Here is a 12,929-nt window from a genome sequence, read left to right as displayed (position 1 = left end):
GTCGTGACACTGAATGACGAGCTTCTCGCCGGACTCGGGGACGCAGGACTGGAACAGATCGCCGGGATGCTCGGCACGGACACCCTCACGGCCGGCAAGGTCGTCGAAGCCGTGTCGGGCACCATCATCGGCGGCATGGCCCGCAACGCCGAGCATCCGGACGGCGCCGACGCACTGCGCGGAGCGCTGGACGACCACATGGACGCCGACCCGTTCAACGGCGACGTGGCCTCGCTGACCCGCGACGGGCACAGCATCCTCGGCCACGTACTCGGCGGGCAGGGCACCGAGCAGGCCGCGGCCGGGTTGTCACAGCTCGCCGGGGTCAGCTACGGGACCGTCATGAAGTTGTTGCCGCTCATCGCCCCCATGGTCATGTCGTTGCTGGCCAACCGGGCGGCCGCCCGCGACATGGACGCCGGCGCCGTGGCCGACGACCTGAACCGCGAGCAGTCGTCGATGCCCGGCGGGCTGGGGGATCTGCTCGGGAGCCTGCTGGGCGACATCTTCGGCGGGGCCGTGCCGCGGCAGGGCGGGCCGTACGTGGATCCGTACCGGACGGAGCAGGAAGTGGCCCCGGACACCTCGCGCACGGTGCCGCCGGCGTCCCGGGGAGTGGCACCGGGGACGTCGCACCCCGACCGGTGACCGGTAGGCTAAGCCAGTGATCGTTCTGGCCTCAGCCTCCCCCGCCCGCCTGGCCCTCCTGCAGAGCGCCGGACTAGACCCGAAAGTGATCGTCAGCGGGGTCGACGAGGACGCCTTCTCCGCCCACTCGCCCGCCGCGCTCAGCCTGGTGCTGGCCAAGGCCAAGGCCGAGGCGGTCGCGAGCGGGCTCGAAGAGGGGCTGGTCATCGGCTGCGACTCGATCCTGGAGCTCGACGGGCGCCCCTACGGCAAGCCCGCCACCAACGAGGAGGCCGCGGAGCGCTGGCGCATGATGCGCGGCCGCACGGGCCGCCTCGTCACGGGCCACTGCGTGATCGACGTGGCGGCTGTCCGCCAGGTGGCCGAGGTCGGCACCACCGTCATACGCTTCGGCCTGCCCTCGGAAGAGGAGATCGCCGCCTACGTCGCCACCGAGGAGCCGCTCAGCCTGGCAGGGGCGTTCAGCATCGAGGGGCGCGGCGGCTGGTTCGTGGAGGGCATCGACGGCGACCACGGCAACGTGCTCGGCATCTCCCTCCCGCTGCTGCGCGAGCTGTTCGCCGAACTCGGCTACGCGGTGACGTCGTTCTGGCGCTAGCCTGCCGGGCATGCGATCAGTGCGCGACTTCACGGCCGGCGTCGGCTTCTTCTTCCAGGGGTTCGGGTGGGTCGCCAGGAACACCCGGTGGTGGTTGTTCGGGCTGATCCCGGCGCTGATCGCGTTCGCCGTGTACGTGGCGGCGCTGATCTTCCTCGGCACGAACGCCTCCTCGGTGGCCGAGTTCCTGACGCCGTTCGCCGATTCGTGGAGCTGGCGGGAGTTGTTCCGCACGCTGGTCGGCATCGCCCTGTTCCTCGGGGGGCTGGCGCTGGCGGTGCTGACGTTCGCGGCGCTGACGCTGGCGATCGGGGAGCCGTTCTACGAACGGTTGTCGGCGGCGGTGGACGTGCTGGAGACGGAGGAGGAGCAGCCGTGGTGGCGTACGCTGCCGCGCTCGATCCGCGACAGCCTGGTGACACTCTTCTACGTGCTGCTGTTCACGATCCCGCTGTTCTTCCTGGGCTTCGTACCGGTGGTGGGGCAGACGGTGGTGCCGGTCGTAGGCGCCGCCATTTCCGGATTTTTCCTGACAGTGGAGCTCACCACCCTGGCCCTTGAACGCCGAGGCATGGCCCGCAAGCAGCGCTTCGCACTCCTCCGGGCCAACAAGGCGAGTGCGCTGGGGTTCGGTGTGGTGGTCTTCGCCCTCTTCCTGGTGCCCTTCGCCGCCGTCATCGCCATGCCCGCCGCCGTGGCCGGCGCGGCATTTCTCGTACGTAATCGCCTGGCCCCAACCCCATAACCGTTCCAGAACGCACCTCCAGCGCCGCCCACCCTCCCCGCCCAACCCGACACCCTCCCGCGCCAACCGGGACGCCCTCGCGCCACCCTTCGCCCAACCGGGGCGCCCTGCCACGGCAACGCCGGCCCAACTGGGACGCCCTCGCGCCACCCCCCGGGGCAACCGGGACACCTCCCACGGCCCAACCCGGACATCCGGCCACGGCAACGTCAGCTCAATCCGGATGCCCTGCCGGACCATTAGGCAGCAGGCGCCGATTCGTGAGACGCAGCCCTCGCTTTATCCACAGCCGCCCACCACCCGGTCCCACCCATCCACAGAACCCCGTTCGGCGGCCCGTCACCCCCTCCAAGCCCGGCACCCTATGGCCCCATGAAGACCAACCGCCCAACCCCCACCCCCTCCGGGGCGTCTCCTCTCTCCACTTCGAGTTCCCCCACCGACCCCTCTCCCGCATTCACCCCTGAGCCCTACCTCACCCTGACCAGCCCCACCGACGTCCTGGCCGCCGTGCCCTACCTGGTCGGCTTCCACCCCACCACCAGCCTGATCGTCATCGGCCTGGCAAGCGGCCAGGCCAAGATGGTGGCCAGGTGGGGCTTGCCGTTCCCACCGGGCACCCTCGACGCGATGTCCCCCCTCCTCGACCGGGAAGGCGTCACGGAGATGGTCATCGTCGGTTACGGCCCAGGCGAGCTGGTGACCCCGGCAACCGACGAGGCCAGGCTCCTGGCGACCAGAGCCGGAATCCACGTGGGCGAGGCACTGCGAGCCCACGAGGGCCGCTACTGGTCATACATCTGCGACCTGGCAACCTGCTGCCCAGCGGAAGGCACCCCGTACGACCTGTCCACCAGCCAGATAGCAGCCGAGGCGACGGTGCGCGGCCTGGTGGCTCTCCCCAACCGCGAGGCCCTCGAACGCACGCTGGCCCCCGTCACCGGCCCCGTACGCATGGCCATGCGCCGAGCCACCGCCGAAGCGACAGCAGACATCCGAGCGCAGCTCATGACCTCCACGGACCTGGACGCCTTGGCCGCACGGCTCGTATCCGACGGCCTGACCAGAGTCCGATCGGCACTCCAGGTTCACTCCGAAGGCGGCCGCCTCGACGACACGGAAGCAGCCAGACTGGGCCTGGACCTATTGATCATGAGAGTCCGCGACGAGGCGTGGACCCTCATGCAAGAACCCCACGCCCTGCTCTGGAAAGACCTGACCCGCAGACTGGAGCCTCGCTTCATCCCCCCGGCCGCGTCCCTGCTGGCCATGGCCTCCTGGCGAGCGGGAAACAGCGTGCAGGCCACCATCGCCCTCGAACGAGCCCTGACCGCCGACCCCTCCTATTCGATGGCCAACCTCCTCATGCACGCCCTCCACAACCTCGTCTCCCCGACCATCCTCCGAGACCGCCTCCCAACCCCAGCCGAACTAGACGGAACCATGGGCCCCGCCACCGCCGCCTGGCTCCTCCCCCTGGTCAACCTCCTAGACGAGGAAGACCCACCTCCCACCCTCGAATAACACCCTCACCCCGCCCCTCAACGCTGCGCCGCCCCTCAACGCTGCGCCGCCCCTCAACGCTGCGCCGCCCCTCAACGCTGCGCCGCCCCTCAACGCTGCGCCGCCCCTCAACGCTGCGCCGCCCCTCAACGCCATACCGCCTTCGTTCCAGATCGACGTCAGCCCAGACAGATGCGGGCAGCTAGCGGGCGCATGACGGATCGCAGCACCAAGCATCAGCACCAAGCATCAGCACCATGCATCCACCACCGGTGGTCGCATGTCCGAGCGACACAAGGGACCCTGAAGCCTCGGCTGGGGTGCACGATCGCGCGGTCAGCGCATCGGTCCGACCACCGGCGCCCACTCCCGGATGCCTGCCACCTCTACACCAGGCGTGCGGTAATACGGGTCGGCGTCGAGGATTCGTCCCAGTTCCGTACGTTCGACATCGAACACCAGCAGCGCGCCCGAGTCGTCTGCCCAGGGGCCCGCCGCGAGCAGACGCCCCTCTTCGTGAAGCCGGGCCAGGAACGACCGGTGGGCCGGACGGGCGGCGAGACGTTCAGGGGAAGCGGTGAAGGCCAGCTCAAGAATCATCATGCGGCCGACGGTACGGTCTGACGATGACGAGTTCAGTATCAGCCGATACATCAGCGGCATGGCAGGAGCTGGCCACCGTGCCTCTGCTGGCCACGCTGCCTGAAGATCGGCTACGGGCGTTGTGGACCGGCTCGCTGCCGCGCCGCTACCACGCGGGAGAGATACTGCGCAGTGCCGGCGATCCGGCCGAGCACCTTCTTCTCCTGCTGCGCGGCCGGGTGGCCGCCACCGCCGGCACGGCCGCCGGCCGGGTCGTCCGTTTCGGCGAATGGACAGGGCCCTGCGCGCTGGACAAGGTCGCCGTGATCGACGGTCGCGGGCACACGGCCACCCTCACCGCGACCACCGGCTGCGCCGTGCGCAGCCTCCCGCGAACCCGATTCGAGGAACTGGTCGACGATGTGCCCTCGGTACGCGGACACGTACTGCGCCTCCTCGCCGACCAGGTTCGGCTTCACCAAGAGAGCTACACCAACACCGCCACGCTGCCTGTCGAGGCCAGGCTGGCGACCTGGCTGCTGGCGAAATCCGCGGAGACTCCCCACGCGCGGGTCGAACTGCCGGGCACTCAACAGGAACTGGCCGAGTCGCTGGGAACAACCCGGGTGACGGTCAACCGCGCACTCTCCCAGTGGCGACGCAGCGGTTTGATCGACCTCACGCGCCGCATGGTCGTAGTGCTCGCACCAGAGCTCCTCGCGTTACGCGCTAATGCCTCCTCACTATCAGCAGAAACACCACATCCTGCCGAGCGGTGACCTTCAGCACCTGACCAGCAGCCCCGGCAACCTGACCACGAATTTCCGCGGAACCGCGCCGGGACGAGCTAAAGGCTGCCCTCTTCCCTCTTGCGGCGCTCGTTGTAGGCACGCATGCGCTGCGGATAACCGGTGAGCTGAACGTCGTACACCGGCAGGGCAAGATCACGGGCGACCTTGTGGATCACCGCGGGGGAGCCGACCCTGCGCCGGGTCCACTCGCCGTCGTCGGCCACCGCCACAGCGGTGGTGTCAGTGGCAAAAGTCTCTGGCTCGACGTAAAACTCGACACCGCGCCGCGAACGCGCAAAGGCGATGAGAGCGTCGATGTCGGCGTCTGTCGCCTCGCGGTCGAACTTCGCGATCTTACGGCCGCGGAGCCGACGAATGCCGTAGCGGTCTCGCCATCTCATGAATCCTTTTTATACCGTCTGGAGCCCTTGCGTCGGGGATGATCTAGGGGACAGATCCGGGATTTTCCCGATGGCACCGAAGGGTCAGCGGACGCAGTATGAGAGGTGACAGCTCGATTCTCTAAGGAGAGGCATGGCGATTATGGCTGGGGTACCAAAACCCCCTGGGCCGGGACAGGCGCCGCCAGCTCATCTGCGCGTCACCAACCAGGACCGTGAGCACGTTGTCGAGCACGTCCAGTCCGCCTACGCGGAGGGCCGCTTCGACAAGCTGGAGTTCGACGATCGGCTGGAGCGTGCGATGACGGCGCGCACGCACGGTGACCTGATGCCCATCATGCACGAGCTGTACGGCGCGCAGGCCGTACACCAACTCGCCGCGTTCCGACCCCCGTCGCGACCCGCGGTTCACCCTGAGAGTGCCCCTGAGAGCAACGAGCGTCTGGGAGGCGCACTCGCGCATCTCCTGCCCATCATCGGGTTCCCGATTCTCGGGCCGCTGCTCCTGCTGCTCACCGGCGCCAAGACCTCGCCGTACATGCGGCGGCACGCCCTTGAGGCGCTCAACTTCCAGATCACCGTGGTGGGGGCCTCAGTTCTGCTGCCGTTGACCGTCGTCGGCGTCGTGCTCCTGCCGTTCATCTGGGTGGCGGCCGTCGTGCTCTCCGTGGTCGGTGGCATTTCCGCGCTTTCCGAAGGCAATTTCCGCTACCCCATGACGGTTCGCCTGGTGAAGTGAGGCGACCGCAGGGAGAGCCGTTTTCCGTACGACCGCAATTCCATCCCCGTCCTGCTGAGGCACACCGGCCTCCGCGGGGCGGGCGACCGTTACGAAATTGCGACCCTTAGGGGAAGCCCCGCCTACGCCGGTCCATCCCCCACACGGGGACCGCATTCATCCCAGGACTGAAGGCCGGGGTTTTCTGCGGACCTTCGACAAGCAGTTCCAGGAGGTCATGACGGCCTCAGAGATCGCCTTCCTACAGAATCGCCACAACGTGCTCGAACGGGAGTCCGCGCCGGTGCTGGAGATGAACGATTCCGCCGACCGCCGAGGGCCGACCCGGCGCCATGACCGCTGTCCTGTTCCGCGACCGCTGTCCTGCTCCACGGCCGTCGTCCCGCGCCCTGAGCGTCGCCCTGCTCCGCGACCGTCGCCCTGCTCCGCGACCGTCGCCCTCGCTCCACGGCCGCCGTTCCCGCGTGAACGGGCACTCGGTGCGAGTGGTGTCCTCGGCGAGGCACTGATCTCAAGTCGGCCTGGACCCCGCGTGACGGCGACTTGCTCACGCGCTGGCTGGCCCCGAGTGCCTTTGGTTCCTCTGGCGAGCATCGGTCTTGAGCCGGTGGGACCTGAGTGAGCGCGACTTGCTCACGCCTCAGCGAAGCGCCGAGCGGCTCTTTCCTCCAGCGGGCACCGGTCTCAAGTCGGCCGGACCGCGATCTGCGCGGGCGTCAGTGGGCGCGCAGTACCTCGTACTTGACGTGCATCACCCCGGCGCCGACGTTGCCGATCGCGGCGAAGGCGGCCCTGGAGAGGTCGAGGCAGCGGCCTCCGACGTACGGGCCGCGGTCGTTGATGCGGACCGTGACCGATTCGCCGTTGTCCGGGTTGGTGACGCGTACCTTGCTGCCCAGTGGCAGGGTCTTGTGGGCGGCGGTCATGGCCGACGGGTTGAAGCGTTCGCCGCTGGCCGTCATCTGGGGTTCGCCGTAGTAGGAGGCGCCGCAGGAGCCGGTCGCGAGTACACGGAACTTCGGCTTCGTGGTCTCGGACTTGGCGGTCTTCGTCCTGCCCTTTGTCTCTGGGGACTTGGCGGACGGGAGGGGCTCTGACGTGCCCGGTGCTGAGCGCTTGGCCGGTTCCGAGGATGAGGTGGGGGCCGGGGAACGGGTGGGTTCGGGGGATTTGGTGGTCTCCGACCGGCCGGCGGCTGGGGGCTTGGGGGCGGGAGAGCCCGGTGCGGCCGGGTTGGGGGTCGCCCTGGCGGAGTTGGGGGACGGGGTGAGGGCCGCTGTGCGTTCGGGGGCGTCGTCGTTGCCGATGGCGGCCCAGGCGGTGGTGGAGGCGGCGGCGACGACGGCCGCGCCGACTGCGACGGTGGCCCAGCGGCGCTTGGTCGTGGAGCGTTCGCGGTCCTGGGGGGACGGCTTGTGGGAATGCTGACCCAAGGTAAACCACGGTCCTAGTCAGGGGATAGGGAAAGGAAAGACCAGACCGTGATGGGGGTGGAGGCGTACGGCGGCCGATCCGCAGGCGGGGTGGGGGATCCCGCGCGGTGGGCACGAACATATGCGACAAACGGCAGGTAAAGACAACTTAATGGGACGTTCAGTGAAATATCTCACCTAAGCCGCAAGTTTGCCCAGAACGCTCACCGTACGCCGTGGATCTTCGCATTTCTGGAGAACACGGAAACGCCGGCTTGATCGGCTGACCTGGGGCTGCCGGTGCACGGTGGCTGGGGGGTGGCGGTGCACGGTGGCTGGGGTTGCGGGTGCACGGTGGCCAGAGGCGACGGGGCCCGGGCGGCCGGGGCGCTGGGGCGCTGGGGCGCTGAGGCGCGCCGCGGTACAGGCCTGCGGTGTGCGAGCGGCCGGGGGTGATGGTGCACGGCTGATCCGGGGTGGCGTTGCGCAGTGGTGGTCCGAGGTAGCGGAGGCGTCAGGTGGTCTGGGTGGGGTTGCGCGGCGGGCCGGGGTCGCCGGAGGTTCGAGGCGGCGGTGCGTGGGGGGTGTAGGGCGCGCCGGCGATCGGTATGGAGGACATTCGTGCCCAGCGATCGGCATGGAGACATTCGTGCCGCCGGCGATCGATACGGAGGGCATTCGTGCCCGGCGAAGGCTCAGCTCGTGAGGTCGGGCTCGTAGGCGGCCAGGACCGACAGGCTGTCCTCGTACATGTGATGCCGGACCAGCAGCCCGTCCCTGACCGTCAGGTGGAGCGCGAACGTCATCGTGAAGCGCCGGCCCGTGGCCCGCACCAGCTGGGAGCTGCGCCCCATCACCACCGCGTCCGCCCCATCGACCAGCACCCGCTCCACCGACACCGCCGCCTCCCCAGGCGGGCAATGGCGCGGAAAAGTCCGGTAGTGGTCTTCGACGTCGGCTCGCGTGGAGCGCGGCCGGATCCACGGCACCGCCGGATGGCCGGCGACGGGCCAGCTGACGTGCCAGTCCACCTCGGCCGCGTACAGTTCGGCGATGCGCGCGGGATCGCCCTGCCCGGTGCGGCGCAGGAACTCCTCGACAATCTCTCTCGTCATGCGCGGCACGCTAGAACGGCCTCCCTGACATCTTCTGTCAGTGACCGTTACACCATCAGGGAGCGGACCGTGTCGACCGTGTCGGCGTCCTCGACCCGTTTGTCCGGCCGGTAGCGGAGCACGCGGGCGAAGCGCAGGGCCATGCCCCCGGGATAGCGGGGCGATCGTTGCACCCCGTCGAAGGCGATCTCCACGACCAGCTCGGGCCGCAGGACGACCGTCCACTCGTCCGTCGGGCCCTCGGCCAGCTCCAGGAAGCGCTCGGTCTGCCAGGACAGCAGCTCGTCCGTCAGGCCCTTGAAGGTCTTGCCGAGCATCACGAAGCCGCCCTCAGGGTCGCGGGCGCCCAGGTGAAGGTTGGACAGTTTGCCCTCGCGGCGGCCGTGGCCCCATTCGGCGGCCAGGACGACCAGGTCAAGGGTGTGGCGCGGCTTGACCTTGATCCAGCCGGCGCCCCGCCGCCCGGCCGCGTAGGGGGAGGCGAGGGACTTGACCACCAGGCCCTCGTGCCCGGCCCTGACCACGTCGGTGAAGAACTTCTCCGCCTCCGCCACCTCGCCCGTCACCAGCCGCGGCGTCAGCAGGCCCTGCTGGACCGTGCGGGCGAGGGCCTCCTGGCGCTGGGAGTAGGGCAGGTCGAGCAGGTCGGCGCCGTCCACGCGCAGGGCGTCGAAGAAGAACGCGCTGAGCGGCGTCTGCTCGCGCAACCGCGCGACGTCGGTCTTGCTGGAGACGCGACTGGCCGTCACCTGGAACGGGTGCGGCCGGCCGTCGGGCCGCAGGGCGATCACCTCGCCGTCGAGGACCAGGTCGTCGGAGGACATCTTGAGTACGGCCTCGACCAGCTCGGGAACCTGGGGGGTGATGTCGTCGAGCGTGCGGGTGAAGACCCGCACGACAGAACCGGAGCGGTGAGCCTGCACGCGCACGCCGTCGAGCTTCCACTCCAGTGCGGCCGGCGCGCCCGCCTTCTCCAGCGCGGCGGCCACGTTGGGCGCGCTGCCGGCCAGCATGGGCGAGACCGCGCGCCCGACCTCGAGGTGGAAGGCGTGCAACGCCTCCACGCCGCCGCTCAGCGCGCCCGCACCGACGGCCGGGAGCCAGCCGCGCAGCGTGAGCGCGCGCCGCACGTCCGCCGACGGTGCGCCCGAGGCCTTGGCCACCGCCTCGATCATGACGCCGTCGAGCGCCCCCTGCCGCAGCTCGCCGTGCAGCAACCGCCGCATGAACTGCTGCTCCTGGCTGGTCAGCCCCGCGAACAGCTGGGTCACCAGCGCCTTGCGCGCCGCCTGCGAGCCCTGCCCGGAAACGGCCTTGATGCGGCTCAGCAGCTCATCGACGGCGGTCAGCGTGGCGGTGGCGGCCAGCTTGGGCTGGGGGATGTCCTCCAGCGTGCGCCAGCCGACGCCCACCTGCCGCTGGGGCAGCTCGCCGGAGAGGTAGGAGATGGCGATCTCCGCCTCGTCCGGGCCCACCCGGCCCAGCAGCTCGGCCAGGTGTGAGACCTTGCCGAGCCTGGCGGAGGTGCGCGTCACCACCTCGGACACGCGGACCACGTCGATCAGAAGCACACGCCTATGGTGCCTTACGGCGGCGACATTTCCCCACTTGGTAAGCGGCCGGTCCCGATGACGCGCCGCGGCGCCGGTCCGCGAACGTGACCGGCGCCGGAGCAGGCAAGCCTCAGCTCACGCCGAGCAGGTCGACGACGAAGATGAGCGTCTCGTTGGGCTTGATGCGCGGAGGGGCGCCACGGGTGCCGTAGCCGAGGTGCGGCGGGATGACCAGCTTGCGCCGGCCGCCGACCTTCATGCCCGCGACCCCCTGGTCCCAGCCGGCGATGACGCGCCCGCCGCCCAGCGGGAACTCGAACGGCTGACCGCGGTTCCAGGACGCGTCGAACTCCTCCCCGGATGCGAACGAAACGCCAACATAGTGGACTTGTACGCTCTGACCCGGCTTGGCCTCGGGGCCGTCTCCCACGGTCAGGTCCTCGATCTCCAGTTCGGCGGGCGGGTTGCCCCCGGGGAAGTCGATCTCGGGCTTCTCGAGTGCCACGAAAGTGCTCCTGTTTGAGGATCGTTGTCGATGAGAATGGACCCGACGACTCTATGCGGTCGGGATATCGTCATCGTTCATGGCCGCCGTTTCTCCCGATACGATCCTGCTCACCGGCCGCGTGGCCGTCGTCACCGGGGCGGCGAGAGGCATCGGGCTGGCCGTCGCCGAGGCGCTGGGCGCGTTCGGGGCGCACGTCGCCGTCTGCGACCGCGTCAAACCGCCCCACGGCAGCGGCAAGCTGGCCATGACCCTCGACGTGCGCGACCACGTGGCGGTCGAGGTGTTCGCCCAGGCCGTGCGCGAGCGCTGGGGCCGCGTCGACATCCTGGTCAACAACGCGGGCGGCACCTTCCACGCCGGCTTCGCCGACACCTCGCCGCGCGGCGAGCAGATCCTCATCGAGGAGAATTTCACCCAGGTCACCGGCATGATCAGGCGACTGCTCCCGATGATGCCCCCGGGCGCGTCGATCATCAACGTGACCTCCAGCGAGGCGCACCAGGCCGCGCCGGGCTTCGCGGTGTACGCGGCCATGAAGGCGGCCCTGGAGAGCCTGACGAAGTCCCTGGCCCTGGAGCTGGCCCCCAGGGGCATCAGGGTGAACGCGATCGCCCCCGACGCCCTCCAGACCGAGGGCGAGGCGGGCGTGCGTGAGCGCATGCTGGCCCGCCCGCTGCCCTACGACCCGGTACGCCTCCCGCCGCTCGGCCACATGGGCGACCCCTGCGACGCCGCGGGCGCGGCCGTGTTCCTGGCCGGCGACCTGGCGAGGTTCGTGACGGGCACGACCGTGCACGTGGACGGCGGGATCAGCGCGGCGGGCGGCTGGAGGCGCAGGTAAGGTCACCAGCTCTGGTGCAGCGGCATGCCCTCGGCGTACCCCGACGAGCTCTGGATCCCCACGACCGCCTGCGCGTGGAACTCCTCCAAGGTGGAAGCCCCCGCATAGGTGCACGACGACCGCAGCCCGGCCACGATCGCGTCGATCTGGTCCTCCACGCTGGGCCGCTTCGGGTCCAGGTACATCCTGGACGTCGAGATGCCCTCCTCGAACAACGCCTTCCTGGCCCGCTCGAACGCCGAGTCCTCGGCCGTCCGCAGTCGCACCGCCCGCGCGGAGGCCATGCCGAAGTTCTCCTTGTACTTGCGCCCGTTGGCATCGGTATGGGTGTCGCCGGGCGACTCGTACGTGCCCGCGAACCACGACCCGATCATCACGTTCGAGGCCCCGGCGGCCAGCGCCAGCGCCACGTCGCGCGGATGCCGCACACCTCCGTCCGCCCACACGTGTCGGCCCAGCCGGCGGGCCTCGGCGGAGCACTCCAGCACGGCCGAGAACTGCGGCCGCCCCACGCCGGTCATCATCCGGGTGGTGCACATCGCGCCGGGCCCGACCCCGACCTTGAGGATGTCGGCCCCGGCCTCGACCAGGTCGCGCACGCCGGCGGCGGTCACCACGTTGCCCGCCGCGACCGGCACGCCGGGGTCGAGGGCGGTGACGGCGCGCAGGGCCGAGACCATCTTGTCCTGGTGGCCATGTGCGGTGTCCACGACCAGGCAGTCGACGCCGGCTTCGAGGAGTTCCTTGGCCTTGGCGGCCACGTCGCCGTTCACGCCCACGGCGGCCGCGATGCGCAGCCGGCCGCCGGCGTCCAGAGCCGGCTGGTAGAGGGTGGCGCGCAGGGCGCCCGTACGGGTGAGGATGCCGACCAGGCGCCCGTCCGCGTCCACGATGGGCGCCAGCCGGTGACGGCCTCCGTGAAGCCGGTCGAAGGCGCCGCGCGGGTCGAGCCCGGCGGGCAGCGTGAGCAGCTCGCTGGACATGACCTGGGCGAGCTGGGTGTACATGTCCACGCCCTGGCAGTCGGCGTCGGTCACGACGCCGACGGGGCGGTTGTCCCAGTCGACCACGACGACCGCGCCGTGGGCCCGCTTGGGCAGCAGTTGCAGGGCCTCGCCGACGGTGTCGTGCGGGGTCAGGGTGAGGGGCGTGTCGTGGACGAGGTCGCGCTTCTTGACCCAGTCCACGACGTTCGCCACGACGTCGAGGGGTATGTCCTGCGGGATCACGGTGATGCCGCCGCGTCGTGCGACGGTCTCGGCCATGCGGCGGCCGGCCACCGCGGTCATGTTCGCCACGACGATGGGAATGGTGGTGCCCGTGCCGTCGTTGGTCGAAAGATCGACTGCGAGCCGGGAACCGACCGAGGAACGGCCCGGGACCATGAACACGTCGCTATAGGTCAGGTCGTAATGCGGCTCTAGGTCGTTGAGAAATCTCACGTTCATCCATCTTATGTGCGGACAGGTCAACTAAGGGTTTCCCCCTTTCAC

The 12,929-nt window shown here is 69.7% G+C and carries 14 protein-coding genes; 7 read left to right on the top strand and 7 right to left on the bottom strand.

What is annotated here, in order from left to right:
• The first annotated feature begins 3 nt into the window (after nucleotides 1-3).
• The 4 genes from ACFPZ3_RS68355 to ACFPZ3_RS68340 all read left to right on the top strand — a co-directional run bounded on the left by ACFPZ3_RS68355 (nucleotide 4) and on the right by ACFPZ3_RS68340 (nucleotide 3,515).
• A complete protein-coding gene (locus ACFPZ3_RS68355) occupies nucleotides 4-648 on the top strand; it encodes a DUF937 domain-containing protein (protein WP_379525030.1) in 645 nt (214 codons plus the stop codon).
• Between the two features lie 16 nt (nucleotides 649-664).
• Nucleotides 665-1,246 carry a Maf family protein gene (locus ACFPZ3_RS68350; RefSeq protein WP_379525029.1) on the top strand — a complete coding sequence of 194 codons (582 nt, stop codon included), beginning with the start codon at nucleotides 665-667 and terminating at the stop codon, nucleotides 1,244-1,246.
• A gap of 10 nt (nucleotides 1,247-1,256) precedes the next feature.
• Nucleotides 1,257-1,991 carry an EI24 domain-containing protein gene (locus tag ACFPZ3_RS68345; RefSeq protein WP_379525028.1) on the top strand — a complete coding sequence of 245 codons (735 nt, stop codon included), beginning with the start codon at nucleotides 1,257-1,259 and terminating at the stop codon, nucleotides 1,989-1,991.
• Between the two features lie 372 nt (nucleotides 1,992-2,363).
• Nucleotides 2,364-3,515, top strand: a complete 1,152-nt coding sequence (locus ACFPZ3_RS68340) for a DUF4192 domain-containing protein (RefSeq protein WP_379525027.1) — start codon at nucleotides 2,364-2,366, stop codon at nucleotides 3,513-3,515.
• A gap of 315 nt (nucleotides 3,516-3,830) precedes the next feature.
• On the opposite strand, the gene ACFPZ3_RS68335 is transcribed toward ACFPZ3_RS68340, so the two are convergent.
• Nucleotides 3,831-4,097, bottom strand: coding sequence for a YciI family protein (locus tag ACFPZ3_RS68335; protein ID WP_379525026.1), 267 nt, complete (start codon nucleotides 4,095-4,097; stop codon nucleotides 3,831-3,833).
• 23 nt (nucleotides 4,098-4,120) lie between these two features.
• Between ACFPZ3_RS68335 and ACFPZ3_RS68330 the strand changes: the two genes are divergently transcribed.
• Nucleotides 4,121-4,855, top strand: coding sequence for a Crp/Fnr family transcriptional regulator (locus ACFPZ3_RS68330; protein ID WP_379525025.1), 735 nt, complete (start codon nucleotides 4,121-4,123; stop codon nucleotides 4,853-4,855).
• Between the two features lie 68 nt (nucleotides 4,856-4,923).
• Here the strand turns inward: ACFPZ3_RS68330 and ACFPZ3_RS68325 are convergent, their stop codons facing one another.
• Nucleotides 4,924-5,268, bottom strand: a complete 345-nt coding sequence (locus ACFPZ3_RS68325) for a hypothetical protein (RefSeq protein WP_379525024.1) — start codon at nucleotides 5,266-5,268, stop codon at nucleotides 4,924-4,926.
• A 142-nt stretch (nucleotides 5,269-5,410) separates the two neighbouring features.
• On the opposite strand from ACFPZ3_RS68325, the gene ACFPZ3_RS68320 reads away from it, so the two are divergent.
• Nucleotides 5,411-6,007 (top strand): DUF1707 and DUF4870 domain-containing protein, encoded by a 597-nt coding sequence (locus ACFPZ3_RS68320; RefSeq protein WP_379525023.1) that lies wholly within the window; start codon nucleotides 5,411-5,413, stop codon nucleotides 6,005-6,007.
• Between the two features lie 716 nt (nucleotides 6,008-6,723).
• Here the strand turns inward: ACFPZ3_RS68320 and ACFPZ3_RS68315 are convergent.
• The 4 genes from ACFPZ3_RS68315 to ACFPZ3_RS68300 all read right to left on the bottom strand — a co-directional run bounded on the left by ACFPZ3_RS68315 (nucleotide 6,724) and on the right by ACFPZ3_RS68300 (nucleotide 10,592).
• Entirely contained in the window at nucleotides 6,724-7,440 is a 717-nt protein-coding gene (locus ACFPZ3_RS68315; RefSeq protein WP_379525022.1) for a septal ring lytic transglycosylase RlpA family protein, read from the bottom strand.
• A 674-nt stretch (nucleotides 7,441-8,114) separates the two neighbouring features.
• Complete coding sequence (locus ACFPZ3_RS68310) at nucleotides 8,115-8,534, bottom strand: nuclear transport factor 2 family protein (RefSeq protein ID WP_379525021.1); 420 nt, start codon at nucleotides 8,532-8,534, stop codon at nucleotides 8,115-8,117.
• Nucleotides 8,535-8,581: 47 nt separating this feature from the next.
• Nucleotides 8,582-10,105: an ATP-dependent DNA ligase gene (locus tag ACFPZ3_RS68305; protein WP_379525020.1), complete on the bottom strand. Its 1,524-nt coding sequence runs from the start codon at nucleotides 10,103-10,105 to the stop codon at nucleotides 8,582-8,584.
• A 112-nt stretch (nucleotides 10,106-10,217) separates the two neighbouring features.
• Nucleotides 10,218-10,592 carry an FKBP-type peptidyl-prolyl cis-trans isomerase gene (locus ACFPZ3_RS68300; protein WP_379525019.1) on the bottom strand — a complete coding sequence of 125 codons (375 nt, stop codon included), beginning with the start codon at nucleotides 10,590-10,592 and terminating at the stop codon, nucleotides 10,218-10,220.
• Between the two features lie 79 nt (nucleotides 10,593-10,671).
• Between ACFPZ3_RS68300 and ACFPZ3_RS68295 the strand changes: the two genes are divergently transcribed.
• Nucleotides 10,672-11,436 (top strand): SDR family NAD(P)-dependent oxidoreductase, encoded by a 765-nt coding sequence (locus tag ACFPZ3_RS68295; RefSeq protein WP_379525018.1) that lies wholly within the window; start codon nucleotides 10,672-10,674, stop codon nucleotides 11,434-11,436.
• A 2-nt stretch (nucleotides 11,437-11,438) separates the two neighbouring features.
• Here ACFPZ3_RS68295 and ACFPZ3_RS68290 read toward each other — a convergent pair whose 3' ends face one another.
• Nucleotides 11,439-12,878: a GuaB1 family IMP dehydrogenase-related protein gene (locus ACFPZ3_RS68290; RefSeq protein WP_379525017.1), complete on the bottom strand. Its 1,440-nt coding sequence runs from the start codon at nucleotides 12,876-12,878 to the stop codon at nucleotides 11,439-11,441.
• Nucleotides 12,879-12,929: the final 51 nt, after the last annotated feature.

The sequence above is a fragment of the Nonomuraea insulae genome (assembly GCF_042656245.1).
Note: the sequence above shows the minus strand (reverse complement) of the source record. Positions and strands in the feature narration are given on the sequence as shown.

What these genes read in the sequence shown, in the direction of transcription:
- ACFPZ3_RS68335 (WP_379525026.1), bottom strand. Translation starts at nt 4,097, where the DNA reads ATGATGATTCTTGAGCTGGCCTTCACCGCTTCCCCTGAACGTCTCGCC.
- ACFPZ3_RS68345 (WP_379525028.1), top strand. Translation starts at nt 1,257, where the DNA reads ATGCGATCAGTGCGCGACTTCACGGCCGGCGTCGGCTTCTTCTTCCAG.
- ACFPZ3_RS68330 (WP_379525025.1), top strand. Translation starts at nt 4,121, where the DNA reads ATGACGAGTTCAGTATCAGCCGATACATCAGCGGCATGGCAGGAGCTG.
- ACFPZ3_RS68320 (WP_379525023.1), top strand. Translation starts at nt 5,411, where the DNA reads ATGGCTGGGGTACCAAAACCCCCTGGGCCGGGACAGGCGCCGCCAGCT.
- ACFPZ3_RS68295 (WP_379525018.1), top strand. Translation starts at nt 10,672, where the DNA reads ATGGCCGCCGTTTCTCCCGATACGATCCTGCTCACCGGCCGCGTGGCC.
- ACFPZ3_RS68310 (WP_379525021.1), bottom strand. Translation starts at nt 8,534, where the DNA reads ATGACGAGAGAGATTGTCGAGGAGTTCCTGCGCCGCACCGGGCAGGGC.
- ACFPZ3_RS68325 (WP_379525024.1), bottom strand. Translation starts at nt 5,268, where the DNA reads ATGAGATGGCGAGACCGCTACGGCATTCGTCGGCTCCGCGGCCGTAAG.
- ACFPZ3_RS68340 (WP_379525027.1), top strand. Translation starts at nt 2,364, where the DNA reads ATGAAGACCAACCGCCCAACCCCCACCCCCTCCGGGGCGTCTCCTCTC.